Source organism: Rhizobium sp. Root708, from assembly GCF_001429725.1.
Lineage (GTDB): Bacteria > Pseudomonadota > Alphaproteobacteria > Rhizobiales > Rhizobiaceae > Rhizobium.
The window spans coordinates 296,359-317,913 of the sequence record NZ_LMHV01000001.1 but is presented as its reverse complement, the minus strand read 5'-3'; the positions used below and the strand labels follow the sequence as shown (position 1 = coordinate 317,913).

General features: G+C 59.4%; 16 protein-coding genes and 1 riboswitch. Of the genes, 8 read left to right on the top strand and 8 right to left on the bottom strand.

Translation table 11 applies throughout. From position 1 onward, the window contains the following. Positions 1-6: 6 nt before the first annotated feature. Positions 7-1,770: a glucan ABC transporter ATP-binding protein/ permease gene (locus tag ASE04_RS01515; RefSeq protein WP_056810824.1), complete on the bottom strand. Its 1,764-nt coding sequence runs from the start codon at positions 1,768-1,770 to the stop codon at positions 7-9. A 315-nt stretch (positions 1,771-2,085) separates the two neighbouring features. On the opposite strand from ASE04_RS01515, the gene ASE04_RS01510 reads away from it, so the two are divergent. Further along, positions 2,086-2,829: a helix-turn-helix transcriptional regulator gene (locus tag ASE04_RS01510; protein ID WP_056810820.1), complete on the top strand. Its 744-nt coding sequence runs from the start codon at positions 2,086-2,088 to the stop codon at positions 2,827-2,829. 113 nt (positions 2,830-2,942) lie between these two features. Beyond that, positions 2,943-6,407 carry a pyruvate carboxylase gene (pyc, locus tag ASE04_RS01505; RefSeq protein WP_056810818.1) on the top strand — a complete coding sequence of 1,155 codons (3,465 nt, stop codon included), beginning with the start codon at positions 2,943-2,945 and terminating at the stop codon, positions 6,405-6,407. 298 nt (positions 6,408-6,705) lie between these two features. On the opposite strand, the gene ASE04_RS01500 is transcribed toward pyc, so the two are convergent. Further along, on the bottom strand, positions 6,706-6,966 hold the full coding sequence (locus ASE04_RS01500; protein WP_056810816.1) for a YMGG-like glycine zipper-containing protein: 261 nt from the start codon (positions 6,964-6,966) through the stop codon (positions 6,706-6,708). A 26-nt stretch (positions 6,967-6,992) separates the two neighbouring features. Then, on the bottom strand, positions 6,993-7,148 hold the full coding sequence (locus ASE04_RS29775; protein WP_082597221.1) for a DUF3309 family protein: 156 nt from the start codon (positions 7,146-7,148) through the stop codon (positions 6,993-6,995). Between the two features lie 626 nt (positions 7,149-7,774). Here ASE04_RS29775 and ASE04_RS01495 point away from each other — a divergent pair. The 5 genes from ASE04_RS01495 to ASE04_RS01475 all read left to right on the top strand — a co-directional run bounded on the left by ASE04_RS01495 (position 7,775) and on the right by ASE04_RS01475 (position 13,933). Continuing rightward, positions 7,775-10,801: a helicase-related protein gene (locus tag ASE04_RS01495; protein WP_056810813.1), complete on the top strand. Its 3,027-nt coding sequence runs from the start codon at positions 7,775-7,777 to the stop codon at positions 10,799-10,801. A gap of 6 nt (positions 10,802-10,807) precedes the next feature. Continuing rightward, positions 10,808-11,212, top strand: a complete 405-nt coding sequence (locus ASE04_RS01490) for an RNA-binding S4 domain-containing protein (protein WP_056810809.1) — start codon at positions 10,808-10,810, stop codon at positions 11,210-11,212. 193 nt (positions 11,213-11,405) lie between these two features. Then, the gene (gene fdxA / locus ASE04_RS01485) at positions 11,406-11,744 is read left to right on the top strand and encodes a ferredoxin FdxA (RefSeq protein ID WP_056810806.1); all 339 of its coding nucleotides are present in this window, start codon (positions 11,406-11,408) and stop codon (positions 11,742-11,744) included. A gap of 382 nt (positions 11,745-12,126) precedes the next feature. Beyond that, positions 12,127-12,699, top strand: coding sequence for a CarD family transcriptional regulator (locus tag ASE04_RS01480; RefSeq protein ID WP_056810802.1), 573 nt, complete (start codon positions 12,127-12,129; stop codon positions 12,697-12,699). Between the two features lie 370 nt (positions 12,700-13,069). Then, positions 13,070-13,933 carry an RNA polymerase factor sigma-32 gene (locus tag ASE04_RS01475; RefSeq protein ID WP_056810799.1) on the top strand — a complete coding sequence of 288 codons (864 nt, stop codon included), beginning with the start codon at positions 13,070-13,072 and terminating at the stop codon, positions 13,931-13,933. A 44-nt stretch (positions 13,934-13,977) separates the two neighbouring features. On the opposite strand, the gene ASE04_RS01470 is transcribed toward ASE04_RS01475, so the two are convergent. The 5 genes from ASE04_RS01470 to ASE04_RS01450 form a co-directional block, all read right to left on the bottom strand. Further along, positions 13,978-15,495 (bottom strand): M48 family metalloprotease, encoded by a 1,518-nt coding sequence (locus ASE04_RS01470; RefSeq protein ID WP_443216836.1) that lies wholly within the window; start codon positions 15,493-15,495, stop codon positions 13,978-13,980. Between the two features lie 277 nt (positions 15,496-15,772). Next, entirely contained in the window at positions 15,773-16,480 is a 708-nt protein-coding gene (locus ASE04_RS01465; protein WP_056810794.1) for a thiamine ABC transporter ATP-binding protein, read from the bottom strand. Beyond that, positions 16,473-18,107, bottom strand: coding sequence for a thiamine/thiamine pyrophosphate ABC transporter permease ThiP (thiP, locus tag ASE04_RS01460; protein ID WP_056810789.1), 1,635 nt, complete (start codon positions 18,105-18,107; stop codon positions 16,473-16,475). The genes ASE04_RS01465 and thiP overlap by 8 nt, the downstream gene beginning before the upstream one ends. After that, positions 18,107-19,135, bottom strand: a complete 1,029-nt coding sequence (thiB, locus tag ASE04_RS01455; protein ID WP_156408677.1) for a thiamine ABC transporter substrate binding subunit — start codon at positions 19,133-19,135, stop codon at positions 18,107-18,109. Before thiB ends, thiP begins: the two co-directional genes overlap by 1 nt. A gap of 45 nt (positions 19,136-19,180) precedes the next feature. Next, positions 19,181-19,294, bottom strand: a riboswitch (TPP riboswitch). Between the two features lie 56 nt (positions 19,295-19,350). After that, a complete protein-coding gene (locus ASE04_RS01450) occupies positions 19,351-20,886 on the bottom strand; it encodes an MDR family MFS transporter (protein WP_056810786.1) in 1,536 nt (511 codons plus the stop codon). 122 nt (positions 20,887-21,008) lie between these two features. On the opposite strand from ASE04_RS01450, the gene ASE04_RS01445 reads away from it, so the two are divergent. After that, entirely contained in the window at positions 21,009-21,542 is a 534-nt protein-coding gene (locus tag ASE04_RS01445; RefSeq protein ID WP_056810782.1) for a MarR family winged helix-turn-helix transcriptional regulator, read from the top strand. The last annotated feature ends 13 nt before the right edge of the window (positions 21,543-21,555 follow it).

Sequence of the window (21,555 nt, the reverse complement as noted above, 5' to 3'; positions counted from 1 at the left end):
CCGTTTTTAAGCGGCCTCTGTCGTATGTGCCTTGCGGACTTCTTCGTCCGTAAGGATGCCGCTGGCGCGAAGCAGGGCAGCAAAGCGGCCGTTGCTTTGGCTAAGTTCATCGAAGCTGCCTTCCTCGACGACCCGGCCATTGTCCAGGAACAGAACCTTGTCAGCTTCGCGAACCGTCGAGAGGCGGTGGGCGATGATGAAGGTGGTGCGGTTCTGGCGTAGATTGTCGATGGCGGCCTTCACGCGGTTTTCGGTCTCGACGTCGAGCGCGCTTGTCGCTTCATCAAGCACCAGGATCGGAGCATCCTTGAGGATGGCGCGGGCGATTGCCACACGCTGACGTTCGCCGCCCGAAAGCCTGTTGCCGCGCTCACCGACATGGGTGTCGTATTGGTCTTCGCGGGTCTCGATGAAGTCGGCTGCGGCTGCAGCTTCGGCTGCACGACGCATGTCTTCGTCCGAAGCGCCTTCCCGGCCGAGGCGAATGTTGTCGCTGATCGAACGGTTGAGCAGCCCGGCATCCTGGAACACGGTGGCGATATAGCGGCGCAGCGACTTGCGAGTCACCTTCGTCGTATCGTGGCCATCGACCAGGATCTGGCCGCTGTCGGGGTCATAGACGCGCTGCAGCAGGTTGATCATCGTGGTCTTGCCCGAGCCGGTCGGGCCGACGATCGCAACCGTCTGACCAGCCTTGGCGGTGAAGGACACGTTGTGCAGGCCCTGCGCAGTGTTGCCGAAGCGGAACGACACGTTGCGGAACTCGACTTCGCCCTTGACGTCGGTAATGTCTGCATTGCCGGCAGGCTCTTCGCGTTCACGGACCGAGTCTTCGAGGGTATAGAAGTCCTCGAGCTTGGAGCGTGCTTCGAAAATCTGCGTTGCGAACTGGCGCATCTGGTCGAGACGCGAGATCAGCAGGTTGGCAAAGCCGATAAAGGCAATGACGTCACCGATGCGCAGCTCGCCGGCCTGAACCATGACGGTACCAATGACCAGGATGATCATCATGGCGATAGTCGACGCCATACGGTTCATCGCGCCGGCCAGCGCCCACCAGTCGAGAACAGGATACTGGGCCTGCAGCAGACGATCTGTGAAGGAGCGCAGTGCCTTGGTTTCGGCTTCGATGCGGTTGTAGCTATGCAGCACCGAGACGTTGCTGATCGAGTCGCTGACATGCGAAAAGACGGTGTGGTAGTGGTTCTCGACGGATGCCTGGCCGTCCTTGGTGCGGCTCATGACAAGGCGACCGATCAGCCAGTAGGCGATACCAAGCACGACCAGCACGCCGGACAGGCGCATGTCCATCGACATTGCGGTCGGGATCAGGATGACGATGGCCACGACGGTTGCGAGGTGGTTGCGCATGAATTCGAGCCAGAGGCCGAACAGCGTTTCACAGGCGCGCAACAGTGTATGCAGGGCGTTGGAGGTGCCGCGCTGGTGATGCCAGGACAGAGGCATGGAAATGATGCGGCCGAATGCTTCCGTCAGAAGCGTCGCACGCCGACCATGCGCCAGCCGGTCAGCCTCACGGGCGACCAGGACAAAAGCGATCGTATTGAAGACAGCAAATCCAGCCCACATGAACAGGATCGGCTTGACGTCACCCTTGCCGGAGATCGCATCGATGATGCGACCGAAAAGTACCGGCTCGGCGATGGTGATCGCTGCGAGAACGATATTCGCAATAACGACGAGGGATACGCGGAGCTTGTAGGCGCCGAGATAGCGCAAAGCTCTAGCATAGACCTTGAATAGAGACACGATGATACCTCTTTGTGCACCTGCGAAATAGTGAATGTTGCGATGCTACAAAAAACTATCTGAACCGGCGATTAACGACGCGTTCATGGCGGTCATGCCGGTCACCAAGGACCACTGTCAGCCGGCAGTAGAAATAAAATTTTTGAATGAAATGCAAACGCGGTGCAATTAAAGCTTGCGTGTGGATGCCATAGTGGCACACCATGTTTCATATTCTGAATCATGACTTCCATTGCATTCAATTCCGCTTCGATACGGGCAGCTCCCACGCGGTGGCGTCACACAGACGCCTAACACGGGAACAGGGGCGATTTTGTGAATATTCATTCTTTAATTCAATTGCTTGTCGTCCTGGAAGAGTGCCGCAAGCCGGAGGCGGTGGTCGATGAGATCAAGCACGTCATCCTCTCTTATGGTTTCTCCTTTTTTGGTCTGCTGCGGCGGATAAAGGAAGGCGAGGATCCGAACGGGCGCATCCTCGCCGGCCACTGGCCGGATTCCTGGCCGCAAATCTATCTCGCCAAGAAATACATTCTCAGCGACCCGACCATCCGCTACCTTGCCTATACGCAGAGACCGTTTCGCTGGAAGGAAGGCCTGGCAGCCTTTCGCAAGGATCCGAACTTCCGGCGCATGGACATGATGATGGCCGATGCCGCATCGCACGGTCTCAAGGACGGGTACACGTTTCCCATTCACGGGCGAACAGGCGTCCTCGGCAATATGATGGTAGGCGGAAAGCGGCCCGTCGACCTCTCTCCCGTCGAAATTTCGCTCTTCGATGCGGTCGCCAGAAAAGGGTTCTGGCGTATTCTCGAGCTCAACGGACGTGCTCAGGCGCTCGAGAGTTCAGCGGAAGCAGAGGCGCGACTAACGCGACGGGAGACCGAAATCCTGCGATACCTGGCAGAAGGCATGACCTCGGTCGAGATCGGCAAGTCGCTGAAGATTTCCAATCATACCGTGGATTGGTATGTGAACGGCCTGCAGGATAAGCTGAAAGCCAAGAACAGGCAGCACGCCGTGGCGGTCGCCTTCCGGCACGGGCTGATCACCTGATTAGAGAAATTCTATTTAAGGCCGCTCAGGAAATTGAACTTTCCGTGACAGCGCGTTAAGACTTCTCTTCGCGGGTGCAGCATTGCCCGTTTCGATGCCGTGAGGAGACTGCATTGCCCATTTCCAAGATACTTGTTGCCAACCGTTCCGAAATTGCCATCCGCGTGTTTCGCGCGGCAAACGAACTCGGGATAAAAACGGTCGCGATATGGGCGGAAGAGGACAAGCTGGCGCTGCACCGCTTCAAGGCGGACGAGAGCTACCAGGTTGGCCGCGGTCCTCATCTTGCGCGTGATCTCGGCCCGATCGAGAGCTATCTGTCGATCGACGAGGTGATCCGTGTCGCCAAGCTGTCGGGCGCGGATGCGATCCATCCGGGCTACGGCCTGCTGTCGGAAAGCCCGGAATTCGTCGATGCCTGCAACAAGGCTGGCATCATCTTCATCGGCCCGCGCGCCGATACGATGCGTCAGCTTGGAAACAAGGTCGCGGCGCGTAATCTGGCCATCTCGGTCGGCGTACCGGTCGTGCCGGCGACCGAACCGCTGCCTGACGACATGGCCGTCGTTGCCAAGATGGCCGAGAACATCGGCTACCCCGTCATGCTGAAGGCCTCCTGGGGCGGCGGCGGACGCGGTATGCGCGCCATCCGCGACCCAAAGGATCTCGCGCGCGAGGTGACGGAAGCCAAGCGCGAAGCTATGGCCGCCTTCGGCAAGGACGAGGTCTATCTGGAAAAGCTCGTCGAGCGTGCCCGCCACGTCGAAAGCCAGATTCTCGGCGATACGCACGGCAATGTCGTGCATCTCTTCGAGCGCGACTGCTCGATCCAGCGCCGTAACCAGAAGGTCGTCGAGCGCGCGCCTGCCCCTTATCTCAGTGAAGCGCAGCGTCAGGAACTGGCCGCCTACTCGCTGAAGATCGCGGGTGCCACCGGCTATGTCGGCGCCGGCACCGTCGAATATCTGATGGATGCCGATACCGGCAAATTCTACTTCATCGAAGTCAATCCGCGCATCCAGGTCGAACACACGGTCACCGAAGTCGTCACCGGCATCGATATCGTCAAGGCGCAGATCCATATTCTCGACGGCTTCGCGATCGGCACTCCGGAATCGGGCGTCCCCGCACAGGCCGATATCCGTCTCAACGGCCATGCCCTGCAGTGCCGCATCACCACCGAGGATCCGGAGCACAACTTCATCCCGGATTACGGCCGCATCACCGCCTATCGTTCGGCATCCGGCTTCGGCATTCGTCTCGATGGCGGCACGTCCTATTCGGGCGCCATCATCACCCGCTATTACGATCCTCTGCTGGTCAAGGTCACGGCCTGGGCGCCTAGCCCTTCGGAAGCGATCTCGCGCATGGACCGCGCGTTGCGCGAATTCCGTATCCGCGGCGTCGCCACCAACCTGACCTTCCTGGAAGCGATCATCACGCATCCGAAGTTCAAGGATAACAGCTACACCACGCGCTTTATCGACACGACGCCGGAGCTGTTCCAGCAGGTCAAGCGCCAGGACCGCGCGACGAAGCTGCTGACCTACCTGGCCGACGTCACCGTCAACGGCCACCCCGAGGCCAAGGATCGGCCGCGCCCGACGGCGGATGCCGCCGAGCCTGTCGTGCCCTACACCAACGGCACGACGATCAAGGACGGCACCAAGCAGCTGCTCGACACGCTCGGTCCTAAGAAATTCGGTGAATGGATGCGCAACGAAAAGCGCGTGCTGATGACCGACACGACGATGCGCGATGGCCATCAGTCGTTGCTCGCCACTCGTATGCGCACCTACGATATCGCCCGTATCGCCGGTACTTATGCGCATGCGCTGCCGAACCTGCTCTCGCTGGAATGCTGGGGCGGCGCCACCTTCGACGTCTCGATGCGCTTCCTCACGGAAGATCCGTGGGAGCGTCTGGGCCAAGTGCGCGAGGCGGCGCCGAACCTGTTGCTGCAGATGCTGCTGCGCGGTGCCAACGGCGTCGGTTACAAGAACTACCCCGATAACGTCGTTAAATACTTCGTCCGTCAGGCCGCTGCCGGCGGTATCGATCTATTCCGTGTCTTCGACTGCCTGAACTGGGTCGAGAACATGCGCGTTTCGATGGATGCGGTGGCCGAAGAGAACAAGCTCTGCGAAGCGGCGATCTGCTATACCGGCGATATCCTGAACTCGGCGCGTCCGAAGTATGACCTGCAGTATTACACCGATCTTGCCGTCCAGCTCGAAAAGGCCGGCGCGCATATCATTGCGCTGAAGGACATGGCGGGCCTGTTGAAGCCGGCCGCTGCCAAGGTGCTGTTCAAGGCGCTGCGCGAGGCGACCAGCCTGCCGATCCACTTCCATACGCACGATACCTCGGGCATTGCGGCCGCAACCGTTCTGGCTGCCGTCGATGCCGGCGTCGATGCCGTCGATGCGGCCATGGACGCGCTGTCGGGCAACACCTCGCAGCCCTGCCTCGGCTCGATCGTCGAAGCGCTGCGCGGCTCCGAGCGTGATCCGGGCCTCGATCCGGAATGGATCCGCCGCATCTCCTTCTACTGGGAAGCGGTGCGCCACCAGTACGCGGCCTTCGAAAGCGATCTCAAGGGACCGGCTTCGGAAGTCTATCTGCACGAAATGCCGGGCGGCCAGTTCACCAATCTCAAGGAACAGGCCCGTTCGCTCGGTCTGGAGACCCGCTGGCACCAGGTGGCTCAGGCCTATGCCGACGCCAACCAGATGTTCGGCGATATCGTCAAGGTGACGCCGTCCTCCAAGGTGGTCGGCGACATGGCGCTGATGATGGTCTCCCAGGATTTGAGCGTCGCTGACGTCGTCAGCGCCGACAAGGAAGTGTCCTTCCCCGAATCCGTCGTCTCGATGCTGAAGGGCGATCTCGGTCAGCCGCCGTCGGGTTGGCCGGTAGCACTGCAGAAGAAGGCGCTGAAGGGCGACGCGCCCTATACGGTGCGTCCCGGCTCGCTGCTTGAAGACGCCGATCTGGATGCGGAGCGCAAGACCATCGAGACCAAGCTGGAGCGCGAGGTCAACGACTTCGAGTTCGCCTCCTACCTGATGTATCCCAAGGTCTTCACCGACTTCGCGCTGGCATCCGACACCTATGGCCCGGTTTCCGTTCTGCCGACGCCTGCCTACTTCTACGGTCTGCCTGATGGTGGCGAGCTGTTCGCGGACATCGAGAAGGGCAAGACGCTCGTCATCGTCAACCAGGCGATGAGCGGGACCGACAGCCAGGGCATGGTCACGGTGTTCTTCGAGCTCAACGGCCAGCCGCGTCGCATCAAGGTTCCGGATCGCGCCCATGGCGCTACCGGTGCCGCTGCCCGCCGCAAGGCGGAGCCAGGCAATGCCGCCCATGTCGCCGCGCCGATGCCGGGCGTCATCTCCCGCGCCTTCGTCGCGGCCGGCCAGACGGTCAGCGCCGGCGACGTTCTGGTGTCGATCGAAGCCATGAAAATGGAAACGGCGATCCACGCCGAAAAGGACGGCACGATCGCCGAAGTGCTCGTCAAGGCGGGCGACCAGATCGATGCCAAGGACCTGCTGGTCACCTACGCGAGCTGATCGACTTCAAGTGGATGGGGTTGGTCTTTTGGCCAACCCTTTGCTGCCTCGAGCTTTGCCTTCGTTCCGCTGCCTTGCGGCTTTCTGCTGCCAAAATCTTGGATTTTGCCAGCTATTCTTCCTGGCTAAGGCGCCCTCGTGCTGCGACAACCGGTGATGAGCCGGCCCGCGAAATAGCGCTTGCACAAGCGGGATTGCTCGACCGCTTTTTAGTGTCTGTATGCCGACTTAAGATCGTTGTGAGTTCAGAAAGGCGCTCGGTATTTATCGAGCGCCTTTCTGAAACAATTGGTAGTGTTTAACGCGGGCAACGCGCTTCGTAGCGGCGGCCATAGCGGTCGCGGTAGACGCAATAGCCGCGGCGTTCAACCGACTGACCGATCAGGGCACCGGCCAGACCACCAGCAACGGCGCCGACAGCCGCGCCACCCCAGCTGTGGCTGATCGCGCCGCCGATGACAGCACCGGTACCGGCACCGATTGCGGTGCCTTGTTCAGTCGGCGTGCAGGATGCCAAGGCCGCCAAAAGTGCCATCGTTGCTGCAATTTTCTTCATCATTTTATTACTCCCCAAGTTACTGGCCACTAGATCCGGCCCAGAAGCACTAGAATTATGATGATTACGAGTACCAATCCAAGACCGCCGGAAGGGCCGTAACCCCAAGCGCGGCTATATCCCCAATTCGGGAGTGCCCCGACCAGAAGCAGAATAAGGATTATAAGAAGTATGGTTCCGAGCATTTTCTGTGACCTCGACGCATTCCATTAGAATGAGCAGAAAACACGTTTGCCGGCTTTTTGTTCCGCCAAATCCTTTTACGCCACGTCTTAGCCTTCAAATAGTCTCACGTTCCTAGCCAGCTTATCGTAGTTTTGCACGATTTCGCGCAGGCCATTCGTGAAATATGCCTAAAGATCCATTAAATACAATAGGTTGTGGCGTGCAAAGCAGCAGAATCATGGAGATTTCGTCGCACGGAGGCATTTTGCTCAAATCGTGACGCCGGGGTCAGCGTGTCGAAACCCGGCTATCAGCGCGCATGAAGCTGAGAAATGAGGGCCAGACGATCGGCAACACTCGCAAAGGTAGAATCTGGCGATTCAGCATCTTGTGGAAAAAAGCGATTCAAAATCAATACTTAGCCGTGAACAAACCCTGAATCGGAGCTCGGCAGCGATTCGTCTCTGATTCGTTCTTGCGCTGTTCCGAATCGCAGTGCGTGTACCCTGCAAGTTATTCGTGCGTCGAAAATCGGTATGGCAAATTAGAAATCAGCCCTTGCGTTTGTGGGTACGGCTGTCCATGTGTTGTGTGCTTCACACGTGCCGATTTGACTTCGGGGGCGTTGCGCCCCTCTTGCAGGACCATGACTCTGACATCGCAGCCGATGATATTGTCCGGGCGCGGCGTGACCGCGGTGCTCGGGCCCACGAATACCGGCAAGACGCATTATGCTATCGAGCGTATGGTCGCGCATGGGACAGGTGTGATCGGCTTGCCGTTGCGCTTGCTGGCGCGTGAAGTCTATTCGCGCGTCGTGGAGAAGGTGGGCGTCCAGAACGTTGCGCTGGTTACCGGCGAAGAGAAGATTTCGCCTCCCAATGCGCGCTTTTCGGTCTGCACGGTCGAGGCGATGCCGCGCGAGACGAAGGCGGCTTTCGTTGCCATCGACGAGGTTCAGCTCGCTGGAGATCTTGAGCGTGGACACATCTTCACCGATCGTATCCTTCACTTACGCGGGCGCGACGAGACGCTGTTGCTTGGCGCCGCCACCATGCGCCCGATCCTGCAGCAATTGCTTCCAGGCATTACCGTGGTCGAACGGCCGCGGCTTTCTCAGCTTTTTTACGCGGGTCAGAAGAAGATCACTCGCCTGCCGCAGCGCTCGGCAATCGTCGCCTTCTCGACGGACGAGGTCTATGCCATCGCGGAACTCATACGGCGCCAGCGCGGCGGGGCTGCCGTTGTCCTCGGTGCGCTCAGCCCTCGGACGCGCAATGCGCAAGTCGCGCTCTATCAAGCTGGTGATGTCGAGTATCTCGTCGCCACCGACGCGATCGGAATGGGTCTCAATCTCGATGTCGACCACGTTGCCTTCGCGCAGGACCGGAAATTCGACGGCTACCAATTCCGCAATTTGAATCCTGCCGAACTCGCTCAGATTGCCGGTCGCGCGGGCCGGCACGTCCGGGATGGCACCTTCGGCGTCACGGGTCATGTCGATCCGTTCGACGAGGAGCTTGTCGAGCGGATCGAGGGGCACCAGTTCGACAGTATCAAGGTGCTGCAGTGGCGAACCAAGAACCTGGATTTCGCCTCGCTCCACGCCTTGCGCGCAAGCCTCGAGACCGGACCGAGCGTGACCGGTTTGACGCGGGCGCTTCCCGCCGTCGACCAGCAGGCCTTGGAGCATCTGTCGCGCTATCCGGAGATCGTTGATCTCGCCAAAACGCCAGCGCGTGTGGAGAAGCTTTGGGAAGCGTGCGCTTTGCCTGATTACAGGCGCATTGCGCCCGCCCAACACGCCGATCTCATCTCCACCCTCTTTTCGGATCTCGTGCGCTATGGCACGGTGAACGAGGACTTCCTTGCGGAACAAGTTCATCGCGCCGATCGAACGGATGGTGAAATTGACACGCTTTCGGCGCGAATCGCGCAGATAAGGACGTGGACCTATGTATCGAATCGGCCCAACTGGCTTGCCGATCCGACACACTGGCAGGAAAAGACGCGGGAAATCGAAGATCGATTGTCCGATGCGTTACATGAAAGGTTGACGAAACGCTTTGTTGATCGCAGGACATCTGTGCTCATGAAGCGCCTGAGAGAGAATGCGATGCTGGAAGCTGAAATCAGTGTAAATGGCGATGTCTTCGTTGAAGGGCATCATGTGGGGCAGTTGTCGGGATTCCGGTTCACGCCTGTTGCGGGAGCAGACGGACCTGACGCCAAGGCAGTCCAGTCTGCGTCGCAGAAAGCGCTGGCGCTTGAATTCGAGGCACGTGCAGCACGTCTTCATGCTGCCGGTAATGGCGATCTGGCAATCAGTTCGGACGGTTTGATCCGTTGGCTGGGCGATCCGGTGGCGCGTCTTTTGGGAAGCGACCACATCATGCGTCCGCGGGTGGTCTTGCTGGCAGACGAGCAGCTCACGAGCAATGCGCGCGATCACGTCGCCGCCCGTATCGAGCGGTTCGTCAATCATCACATCAGCACGGTTCTGAAGCCGCTCGACGATCTGTCGCGCGCCGAAGACCTGCAGGGACTTGCCAAGGGGCTGGCATTCCAGCTCGTCGAGAACCTCGGTGTGCTTTTCCGTCGCGATGTCACGGAAGAGGTGAAGTCTCTCGATCAGGACGCTCGTGCTTCGATGCGTCGCTACGGCGTGCGTTTCGGTGCCTACCACATTTTTGTTCCGGCTCTGTTGAAGCCCGCGCCCGCGGAGCTGATTACCCTGCTTTGGGCTCTGAAGAACGACGGCCTGGACAAGCCAGGCTATGGCGATCTCATTCCGGTACTGGCCGCTGGCCGTACGTCCGTCGTCACCGACCCGACCTTCGAGCGCACATTCTACAAGCTTGCCGGTTTCCGCTTCCTTGGAAAGCGCGCCGTTCGTATCGATATCCTTGAGCGCCTCGCCGATATCATCCGGCCGCTGCTGCAGTGGAAGCCCGGTCAGGCCAATCGTCCGGAAGGTGCTTACGACGGTCGTCGTTTCACCACGACAACGGCGATGCTCTCCATTCTCGGCGCGACGCTGGAAGACATGGAAGAGATCCTGAAGGGTCTCGGCTACCGTGCCGACGCCGTGAAGGCGGAGGAGGCCGCAGCGCATCTTGCGGCTCAGGTCATGACAGCCGCACCTGTGGTCACGGAGACCGTGGAGGCTGCTGCCGAAGCTTCCGATCACGACGACGCGGACGCAGTCACAGAGGAGAGCGGTTCGGAGGCAGCCGTTGTCGAACAGCCGGCGGCCGTTGAAGACCAGCCCGTTGCGGAAGCGGGGGAAGCAGAGGAGCCGAAGCCGGTACTTCTATGGCGCCTCGCCGGTCGGAGCGATGCGCAGCGTCAGCCACGCGGCCAGCAGGGCGAGCGTCGTGCAGGCCAGCCTCAGGATCGCGGCAACCGTCGTAACGGCGGCGGCTCGGAAGCGGGCGAGGGCGGTCGTCCGCAGCGCAAGGACGGCGGCAAGCCGCATCAGGGGCGCGGTGACCGCAACGAGCAACGCGGCGACCGTCAGGATCGCGGTGATCGCAAGGACCGCAACAACAATAATCGTGGCGGCAACCAGTCGCTGCGCTTCGAGGCGAAGCCGCCGCGCAAGGAAAAGCCGATTGATCCGGATTCACCCTTCGCCAAGCTCGCTGCCTTGAAGGAGCAGATGAAGAAGTAAGACATCATGGACGGGGAGACACAGCCAGCAACCGGTTCGCGACAGCGTATCGACAAGTGGCTGTTCTTCACGCGTATGGTGAAGTCACGCTCGCTGGCGCAAAGCCATGTTCAATCCGGTCACGTGCGCATCAACGGTGTGCGCGTGCTCCAACCCAGCCAGATGGTCAAGATCGGCGACAAGATCGAGTTGACGCTCGAGCGGCGGGATTTGATCCTGCAGGTCAGGGCCGGCGGTGAACGACGCGGACCCTACGAGGAAGCCAGGCTCCTCTACGACGACCTTTCTCCATCACCCGAAGAGGCCGCGAAGCTGACGCCTTATGAACAGGCGATACGCGCGACCGGTGCCGGCAGACCGACGAAGAAGGAACGCCGCGCAATCGATCGATTGATGTCGGACGATGATTAGAAAACTCTGCCGCGACTGGCCCTTTTTGAGATCGGTTTATTCTTGAAATCCGCCTTCAAAGCCGATACTTGACAGACAACCTGCCGGATCGCATGACGGTTTCCCAAACATGGTCGCGCGGCTCTTCCGGCTAGGGAAGGTGTGACGTTCCAGGTTGCCCGGCCCTATCTAAGCGAGAATCCTGGAGTTCTTCATGACCTATGTCGTGACCGACAATTGCATTCGCTGCAAATATACCGATTGCGTGGAAGTCTGCCCTGTCGACTGTTTTTATGAAGGCGAGAACTTCCTCGTTATTCATCCCGACGAGTGCATCGACTGCGGCGTTTGCGAACCGGAATGTCCTGCCGAAGCGATCAAGCCGGATACCGAGCCGGGCTTGGACAAGTGGCTGAAGGTCAATGCCGAGTTTGCCAGCGTCTGGCCAAACATTACGGTCAAGAAAGATGCCATGCCTGAGGCAAAAGAACTGGACGGCGAGACCGGAAAGTTCGAAAAGTACTTCTCGGAGAAGCCCGGTTCGGGCGACTGATCGACTTAGGTCGATCCGGCTTTAACGCCTGCGATATGGGGCGAAATGTGCTTGGAGCATATGGGTGACATGTGTTGCCCGCATGACTCATGCACAGTAAATTATTGATTTCCTCATATTTTTGTGGTAGCTTTAATATCACTGATCCATTTGCGGCATGTCGCATGCCCAAAACCACCAGAAAGCAAATCAACTAACGCTCGGTTTCCGTGACATATCAACGCCTTGAGCTGTCAGGTCCTAAAATCGCGCGGGGGTATAGCTTTGTTTTCGACCGGTGGGCCAGAAGTAAAGTCACCCGACGGATCCGACCGTCTCACCCGGGCCTGACTGACCCGGCTCCGGCTCTCGCCGGAAGCGTAACAGGGAGTTTTTGAATAGAATGACGACCCAGCAGAAAAAACCTTCAGCAGCACGCCATGGCTTCAAGACCGGTGAATCGATCGTGTACCCCGCACATGGCGTCGGTACCATCAGCTCCATCGAAGAGCAAGAAGTCGCCGGCATGAAGTTGGAACTTTTCGTAATTGATTTCGAAAAGGACAAAATGCGTCTGAAGGTGCCGGTCGCGAAAGCTATGAGCATTGGTATGCGCAAGCTCTCCGAGACCGATTTCGTGGAGCGTGCTCTGAAGGTTGTGCAGGGTAAGGCACGCGTGAAGCGTACCATGTGGTCCCGTCGCGCGCAGGAATATGATGCCAAGATCAATTCCGGCGACTTGATTTCCATCGCTGAAGTCGTGCGCGACCTCTACCGTGCCGAAAACCAGCCGGAGCAGTCCTATTCCGAGCGTCAGCTTTACGAAGCGGCCCTTGATCGCATGGCGCGCGAAATTGCCGCTGTGAACAAAATGTCCGAAACCGAAGCCGTCCGTCTGGTCGAGACCAACCTGAACAAGGGTCCGAAGCGCGGCAAGGCGATCGAGGAAGACGAATCCCAGGATGAGGCGGCTTAAAAAGGCCTGTCACTTCTCACAAAAAACCCGGCCATCGAGCCGGGTTTTTTATTGGAACTTTTTCCGCAGTCGCGCGTTTATAAAATGTCAGTGCGAACCTGTTCGGGCCGCGGCCCGTCAGATCGCCTCGAAGTCAACGTGACGAGGAGCGGATCATGCCTTCCAAATCTTGCCCGGCCGGCAACTTGACGAAACTGATCCCGCCGAATGGCCTGAACGGTACCTAGACAATAAACTAGGGCCTCTGTCGCAAACATCCAGAGCCGAGGCCTTCATATCTTCCAAACCACGATTTCGATCCGGGCGCGTTGTGTCCGGAAACAGATATTTGTTGCCCAAATTAGGGCTAGCCTGAGCTCAGGAGACCGATATGAAGAACATGTCTGCAGACCGGCGCATGATTAAGATTGCGATGGCCGCGCCTTATCTGGCGCGTGAGGAAGAACATGATCTTGCTGTTCGTTGGAAACATAATGAGGATCGTGGCGCGCGAAATCAGATTGCGATGGCGCATATGCGTCTGGTCATTTCCATGGCGGCAAAGTTTCGAAATTTCGGCTTGCCGATGAGCGACCTGGTTCAGGAGGGCTATGTCGGTCTGCTCGAGGCGGCTGCACGCTTCGAGCCGGAACGCGACGTGCGCTTTTCGACCTATGCCAGCTGGTGGATTCGCGCGTCTATTCAGGACTATATTCTGCGCAATTGGTCGATCGTGCGCGGTGGTACCAGTTCGGCGCAAAAGGCGCTGTTCTTCAATTTGCGCCGGCTCCGCGCCAAGCTCGCCAAGGGCGATACACAGCTTACACTGCAATCCATTCACCAGGAGATCGCAGCCGCCCTCGGCGTCAGCCTTTCCGACGTCCAGACCATGGATGCGCGTCTTTCCAGCAATGATGCTTCGCTTCAAGCGCCTTCGGTTTCCGGCGATGCGGACAGTGCCGAGAAGATGGACTTCTTGGTCAGCAATGAGCCGCTTCCCGATGAGCAGGTCACCAACATGATCGACGGGGAGCGCCGCCGGGTATGGCTGGCGTCTGCCCTCACGCATCTCAACGAGCGTGAAATGAAGATCATCAGTGCCCGCAGGCTGGCTGAGGATGGTGCGACCCTCGAAGAGTTGGGCGCGGATCTCGGCATTTCCAAGGAGCGCGTGCGTCAGATCGAAAGCCGGGCAATGGAAAAGCTGCGTACGGCGCTTGTAAGCGCGGATCCGTATATGGCTGCGTCGGCGTGAGCCTATCCCAGCAGGACAAAAGCTCGGCGAAAGCCGGGCTTTGTTTATTCTGATATGATCTTGACGCGATCGCCGGGCGCCACCGACGCGCCTGTCGGCAGGGCGTTGATGAGCTTGAAGAGATCAAGCTTTCGATCCGTTCCCATCATTCGCGCGGCGAGCGTCGTGATGTTGTCCCCGGCGCGAACGGTTAAGACGCGCACGCGAAGTGGCTTCAGCGAAGCGGCTTCTTCCGGCGTCATGCGACGGAAACTTGCGCGCAGGACATCGGCCGTCTGCTGCAGCGTCGCGCTGCCCTTTGGAACCGCTGTCAGGAAACGGAAGATCTGCGAGTTGTTGCGCACCACAGTAACGTCGAAGTCCCAACGATCGGCGCTTGCGCGCGCCGTGGCGGCTTCCATGCCGTTGACGGTGACCTGGCGAATGCTCGATGGATCGAGGCCGGTGACCCAGCCGCTGGAAATATAGTTCGTCAGCGATTGGTTCTGGTTGTCGGCAACGCCGTCGAAACGGATGGCGACATCGCCCGGTCCCGTCGCCATGACGGCCTCGACCTTGTTGTCGATCTTGAAGTCGGGCGGGACGTCGAAACGGATGCCCAAGCCGCCATGCAGGAATGTCTGTCCGCGGACGTAGCCCTCTTCCGGGCTGTCGCCATATAGCAGGCCATCAATGCCATCGAGATAGTAGTTGCGGCCGGTATCGCCGACCTTGCCTTCCTGTCCGAAGGCACGCGCATGATCGCGCGCCAGCTCAATGCGTTGGGCGGAATTCGGGTGGCTTGAGAGGAAGTCGAGGCTCTGGTCGGCATCCGGGTCCACCGACATGAACCGACTATAGCCTGCCATGGAATCGAGGAAGCGCCCCGCCGCATAGGGGTCGTAGCCGGCTTCGCCGAGCATCCGCACGCCGATGACATCGGCCTGCAATTCCTGCTGCCGCGAGAATGCGGCGAGGCGCAGCTTTCCGCGTGCCAGCGCCTGCTTGCCGGCGATGTCGCTGGACAGGACCTCCGCCACAACGCGGCTGGCAATGACCTCGGCCTCTTCACGCTTCTGTCGCTCGATACCGTGGTTCGCCGTCACGTGGCCCATCTCATGCGAGAGGACGGCCGCGACTTCCGAGGCATCGTTGGCGAGCGCGAGCAGGCCTCGCGTCACGTAGAGATAGCCGCCCGGCAGGGCAAAAGCGTTGATCGCCGGGGAGTTCAGGATCGTGATGCGATACGACTGGCTGGGGTTTTCGGAGACAGCCGTCAACGCGCCAGCGATGCGGGCAACCAGCCGCTCGGTCTTTGCATCCTTGTACTCACCGCCATAGCTCGCAACGATCCGTGGATGCTCACGCGCACCCATCGCGGCACGAGGATCATTCTTCTGGACTTCATCGACGATCTGGGGATTCGATGATGGGCCGACGCTCGGCTGATAGGATTGCTCGAGGGCTGACTGACAGCCATACAGCCCCGCGCTGGTCGCGCAAATCAGCGACGCACTACGAGCCCAACGACACGTTGCGAGAAACACACTACTGGCGGGCGCGGGCAGTTTCCACGTCGTCATGCGGTCCAGTGCGTCTCTCCGAGTCATATTGCTTGCCGATCGGTTTCCCCAACGGTTGATCCGATCGCGATCACGGCGGTTAAACAGGCGTCCATCCCCGCTTTTGCAGTGCACAAACGAGAACGCAAGTCTTTGCTGTAACTGATTTTCGCATCGGTTGCATAGCGAGACTCTGCTTAAATGTGGCGCCGTTGTATTTTAGCAAGCCTAACGTGGTTAAGGAGTTCTTTGGGTCGACTCAAATTATGGCGAAAGTGCCGTTGCCCGGTGAAAAACGTCAGCCACGCAGAAATTGGACCACGCCAAAGTGATCCTTTTGTGTGAGAAACTCCTCGATCGGCGCATCAGCGACGATGGAGCCGGCATCGATGAAGATCGCATGATCGGCTATCTTTCGAACCTCGTCCGGATCGTGCGACACGATGACAACAGTGTTGTTGGTTTCGCGGTGCAGGTCGAGAAGCAACGCCGCCATATCGTTTCGGAGGGCCGGATCAAGTGCTGCGAACGGCTCATCGAGCAGAAGCAGCGGACGCTTGCGGACGAGCGCGCGCGCGAATGCGACCCGCTGCCGCTCACCGCCGGAAAGCGTCGACGGCATGCGCTTTTCGAAGTTGTCGAGGGCGACCTTGGTCAGAGCCTCGCTGATCGCTGACCGATCTCTGGCCGACAGCTTCAACGACGGATCGATACCGAGGCCGACATTGGTGAACACATCCAGGTGGGCGAACAGATTGTTGTCCTGAAAGACGAGCGAAACCGGGCGCCGGGATGGATGCTCGCGCGTGACGTCGTCTCCCGCAACAAGGATGCGCCCCTCTTCGGGCATGTCGAAACCGGCAAGAAGGTTGAGAAAGGTCGATTTTCCAGCGCCCGATGGCCCGGTCACCGCGATCACGGCGCCTCGTGGCAGTTTGCAATCAAAGCGGAAGGAATGCTGGCCGAGCCGCAGTCGTACATCCTGCATTTCGATCCCGTCAGCCATGCAGGACAGCCTCTTTTCTGGCATTTCCCGTCGTACCCGCAATCGTCAGAAGAAGGCAGACAATGCCGAGGATCAGTGCCAATCCATCTGCATCGCTGGTCCTATAGCTTCCCATGCGGCTGTAGATCAGCCAGGGAAGCGTGACGAGGCTATCCGAGCCGAACAGCGCGACCGCGCCGAGGTCCCCGAGCGATAGTGCCGCGGCGAAGGATAAGGCCGTCAGCAATGGCCTGCGCATCGCCGGCCAATCGACAAAGCGGAGACGAGTGAACCCTGCGATGCCGAGGCTCGCGCTCAGGCGCTGCGTTCGTTGCTGGTGCGTCATATAAGCCGGCTCAAGCACGCGCATGACGAAAGGAAGCGACATCAGAGCGTTGATCGCCGCAATGAGAAGGGGGGCGTAGGCGTGGATGTCGCCGATCGATCGAAGGGCCATGAACCAGCCGGTTGCCAGCACGATCGGCGGCACCAGCAGAACGAAGGACGAGGCCGAGCCCGTCGCAGCAAAAAAGGCCCTGTCGACGTGGGTTCTGGTGCGGCCCAGCGTTATCGTATGCCTCGCGCGGATGAGCAGGATTGCAATGCTCGACGAAAGGACTGCCGAGCATGTTGCTATCGACGCGCTGGTGATCGCGGATCGCCAGAAGATCGGTTCGATAAAGAGTTTGATCAAATTCGCGCGCAGTCCGGCAACGGTGATGGAAATCAAAGGCAACAAAAGGAAGGCGACGCCAAGCGACAGGAGGGTGATATCCAGCAGGCGTACGGGCAGGGATGTGCCGTCCGGTCGCTTGACCGTCTTACCTGCGGTGGTTCCCTCGTCATCGACGGACCGCAACAGGGCCATCCCACCCAAAATGATTGCCGTCAACACGATCTGCAGCACCGAGAGTGAAACCGCCCTGCCGGGATCGAAATCGAAACGCAGCGACTGGTAGATGGCCACCTCGATCGTTGTTGCCGCCGGTCCACCGCCGAGCGTCAGCACCAGCGTGAAACTCGTAGCACACAGCATGAAAATCAGCCCCGCGATCCCGGGGATAACGGAGCGCAGTACGGGCCACTCGATAAAGCGAAAAACGTCCTTTGGTCGCATGCCAAGTCCGGCGCCCACGAGCCAGTATTCGCCGGGTATTCTCTCCAGCGACATCAGCATAAGCCGGCAGGCAAGCGGCAAGTTGAAGAAGACATGCGCCAGCAGGATTCCGGCGAGGCCGTAGATACTTATCGGTTCGGCAAGCCCGAGGCGCAGCAGCAGGGAATTCAGAACACCTTGCCGTCCCCATATGCCGATGAGACCCAATGCGCCGATCAGCACGGGCAGGCCCATCGGCAGGGCCATCAGCCGCACGATCCATTGGCGACCAGGAAAGTTGGGCTGGCGCGCAAGCGCCTGGGCAAGCGGGATTGCAAAGGCAACCGAGAAAAGTGTCGACAGGAATGCCTGCAGCAGCGTGAAGCGCAAGACCCTTCCGATGTAGGGATCAGTCAGAACCGATGTGAGGGACTGGATACCGCTCGCCGTCAACAGCATTGCGACCGCGAGTGCAATGAACAGAACGATACCGGCAAGGCCAATGGCCCCGCCGATCATCGAAAACCGTCTCTGCGCCGCGGTCAGCAGCATCAATTCATGCTCATTGCCGCAAGCCACTCGTCGATCCAGGCCTTTCGATGCGCGGCGACGTCGTCAGAGCTCATCAGGAAGGTCTTGCTCGGCTTGACGAGTTTGCCGAAGGCATCCGGCAGGGGCTCGGACGTCGCCGCAACCGGCATCATCCAATTGTTTGTCGGAATGGTATCCTGAAAGCCAGGCGCCAAAACGAACTTGAGGAAATCCCGGGCAAGCGCCTTGTTCGGCGCATTCTTCAGCAGGCCCGCGACTTCGATCTGGATGTAGTGCCCTTCGGAAAAGTCCGCGGCCTGGTAGCGGTCAGTGTTTTCCGAGATCATGTGGTAGGCCGGCGATGTCGTGTAGGAGAGCACCATCGGTGCTTCGCCCTTCGTGAAGAGCCCGTAGGCTTCCGACCAACCGGGCGTAACAGTGAGGACGCGGTTCTTCAGCTTGGCCCAGGCTTCCGGCGCCTTGTCGCCGTAGACCGACTTTACCCATAGCAGCAGGCCGAGGCCCGGGGTCGACGTGCGCGGATCCTCGATGACGATCTTCTGCGACGGATCGCCTTCAACGAGATCCTTCATGCTCTTCGGCGGATTCTTGATGGTCTGCGTATCGTAGACGACGGCAAAATGCCCGTAGTCGTAGGGGACAAAAACATCGTCCTTGTAATCACCGGGCACGCTCAGTCCGGCCGTGTCGATGCCGCTGGCATCGAAGAGACCGGTCGCCTTTGCTTCCGCCACAAGATTGGTATCGAGGCCAAGAACAACATCGGCCTTGGTGCCCGCACCCTCGAGCTTGAGGCGGGACAGCAGCGCGACACCATCGGCGACACTGACGAAATTGACGCTGCACTCGCATGTCTTTTCGAAAGCTGCCTTGACCTTCGGGCCGGGGCCCCATTCCGACGTGAAGCTTTCGTAGGTGTAGACCGTCAGCGACTTCTCGGCCGCGCCGGCTTTCGTGGCGGAAAACGCCGCAAAGCCCGCTACGAGAGCTGCCAGCCCATGAAGAATTTTAAACTTGGAAACAAACATCGCACCTCTCCTCTTTTCGTTGTTGAACGGGAAAAGGGCGGTGGCAAATGTCACGCGTCTAATCCCTCCGCCGGTGTTAGCCGGATCAGGTTCCGCGGGTTAGCTTTGGCAAGCCTCTCAGCCTTCATCCGATGAACGAAAGCACCCCGTTAGAGCGAGAAGAGATGTATCGTCGCGGCCGGCATCTGGCAAGAGTGAAGCCGGCCACGTATGCCTTATTCGCTGGCCTCGGCGATCGTTGTCGAGCGAGCGCCGCTGACTGTCCGTGGCAGTTGCACCGGTTTCAGCAGCAGTGCTGCAATCAGGCCGATGACAGCAATGCCGCAGGAAGTGACGAACAGCGGCGTAAATGCGTGCGAATAGGCATCCGCCACGGCCTGTTTGACGGCATCGGGCAGGGTTGCCATCATCTTCGGCGTGAGTTCCTCAATATTGGAGACGCCCGGGATGACGGATCCCGATCCGCCAAGCTGAGAGCCGACGATTGCACCGTAGATGGAGATGGCAATCGATGCGCCTCCCATGCGCGACAGCGTGACCGATCCGGTCGCGGCGCCGACGTCGCGTGCGGGCGTGGCATTCTGGACGCCGATAACCGGCACCTGCTGCGCGAGGCCAACACCTATTCCATGCATCATCATCAGGGCGCCGATCACGAAAAGGGGCGTACCGGCGTGGACCTGTGAGATCAGGGCGAAGGCTACGGCGCTACAGCTCAGGCTCGCGATCGCCAGCGGCTTATATCGTCCCGTCGCGGAGATGATGCGTCCGGCCGACAGCGAGCCGCAGACGATGCCGCCCGTGAGCAGGATGAAAAACCCGCCTGCGGCAGAGGGTGACAGGCCCGTCGTTGTCTGCAGGAACAGCGCGAAATAGTTCACCATGCCGATGCCGATGGCGCCGCTCATAATCGACATGACCAGCAGCAAGCTGAACGTCGAATTGCTGAACAGCGAAAGCGGGATGATCGGCTCGACCGCGCGTCGCTCCACCATGACCCAGGCGATCGCGCCTGCGACGCCAATGCAGATGACGGCAATGTTCTGCGGTGCGATCAGGGAATCGAAGAGCTGCGCGCCGTCGGCTGCAAGCACGACGCTTGCAGTTACGATGGCAAGGAGTATTGCCCCCGCATAGTCGATCTTCGGGCGGCGGTTCGGTTTGCGATAGGGAAGCATGAAGGCGAGCCCGGTCAGGACGACAATGCCGATCGGCACGTTGACGAGAAAGATTGAGCGCCAGCCGAAGAGGTCGCTCATCGCTCCGCCGAGCACGGGGCCGATGGCGCCGGATGCCATCAGGACCAGGCTCGAATAGCTCTGGTAGCGGGCCCGCTCGCGAGGCTCGAACAGGTCTGCGTTGACGGCGAAGATCGAGACCATGATGCCGCCGCCGCCAAGTCCCTGCAACACGCGTGCGGCGATCAGGGTGTTCATCGAGATGGCGAGACCGCAGATGGCCGATCCGATCGTGAAGATCAGGATCGCGGACATCATTACGTATTTGCGACCGAACAGGTCGCCGAGCTTGCCATAGAGCGGCATCACAGCGCTGACCGAAAGAAGGTAGGCCGAGCCGACCCAACTGAACTGCTCGAGATGTCCGAACTCACCGACGATCGTCGGCAAGGCCGTCGCGACAATCTGATTGTCCAGCGTTGCCATGAACATGGCTGTCATCAGGAAAAGAAAGAGAATGAGTTTGCGGCGATGATCCGTCACAAGCGGTGCCGGCGCGCTATGCATATCCATGGGAGTGCCATTTTCCGATTAGATGAGAGTTGGATTTGTGTGCTATCAGCATATAATTGTCAATGGCATATTTATGACGCCGGCATATTCTCATCCACAATGCGTTCTGCTATGATTGCCGCATGAGCAAAACCGCGAAGGAAATCACCGACGTCGAGAGCGCCGCAGACAGCGGAGGCAGCGTTACGCATATCGGCCAGACAATGACCCGCATGCGGCTGATGACGGGTCGCAGACTGATCGGGAGGCTTGCGATACAGAGCGTAGCGCCCGATCTGGAGCTGTCGCATCTGGATGTTCTGGATGCGGTGAGACGCGCGCAGGATTCCGGAGAGGTCACGGTTGGAACCATCGCCGAGATGATGCGTATCGACCCGTCGCGAGCCAGCCGCGTGGTATCGGATATGGTCGGCCGCAATATTCTGAGGCGCAAGGCATCGCAGGCGGATGCGCGGCGGATCGTGGTGGTGATGACGCCGCTCGGCCAGAAACTGCTGGCGGAGATAAAGGCGCAGAAGATGACCCTGGTCTCCGACATCGTCGCCGATTGGCCGCAGGAGGAAATCGACGTCTTCGCAAAGCTCTTCGATAAGTTCATCTCGGGCTTCGAAGAGGTCTTCGAGACCCGGATGCGCGATATCAGCGACGGAGCATAGCAGGCGGGTCTTT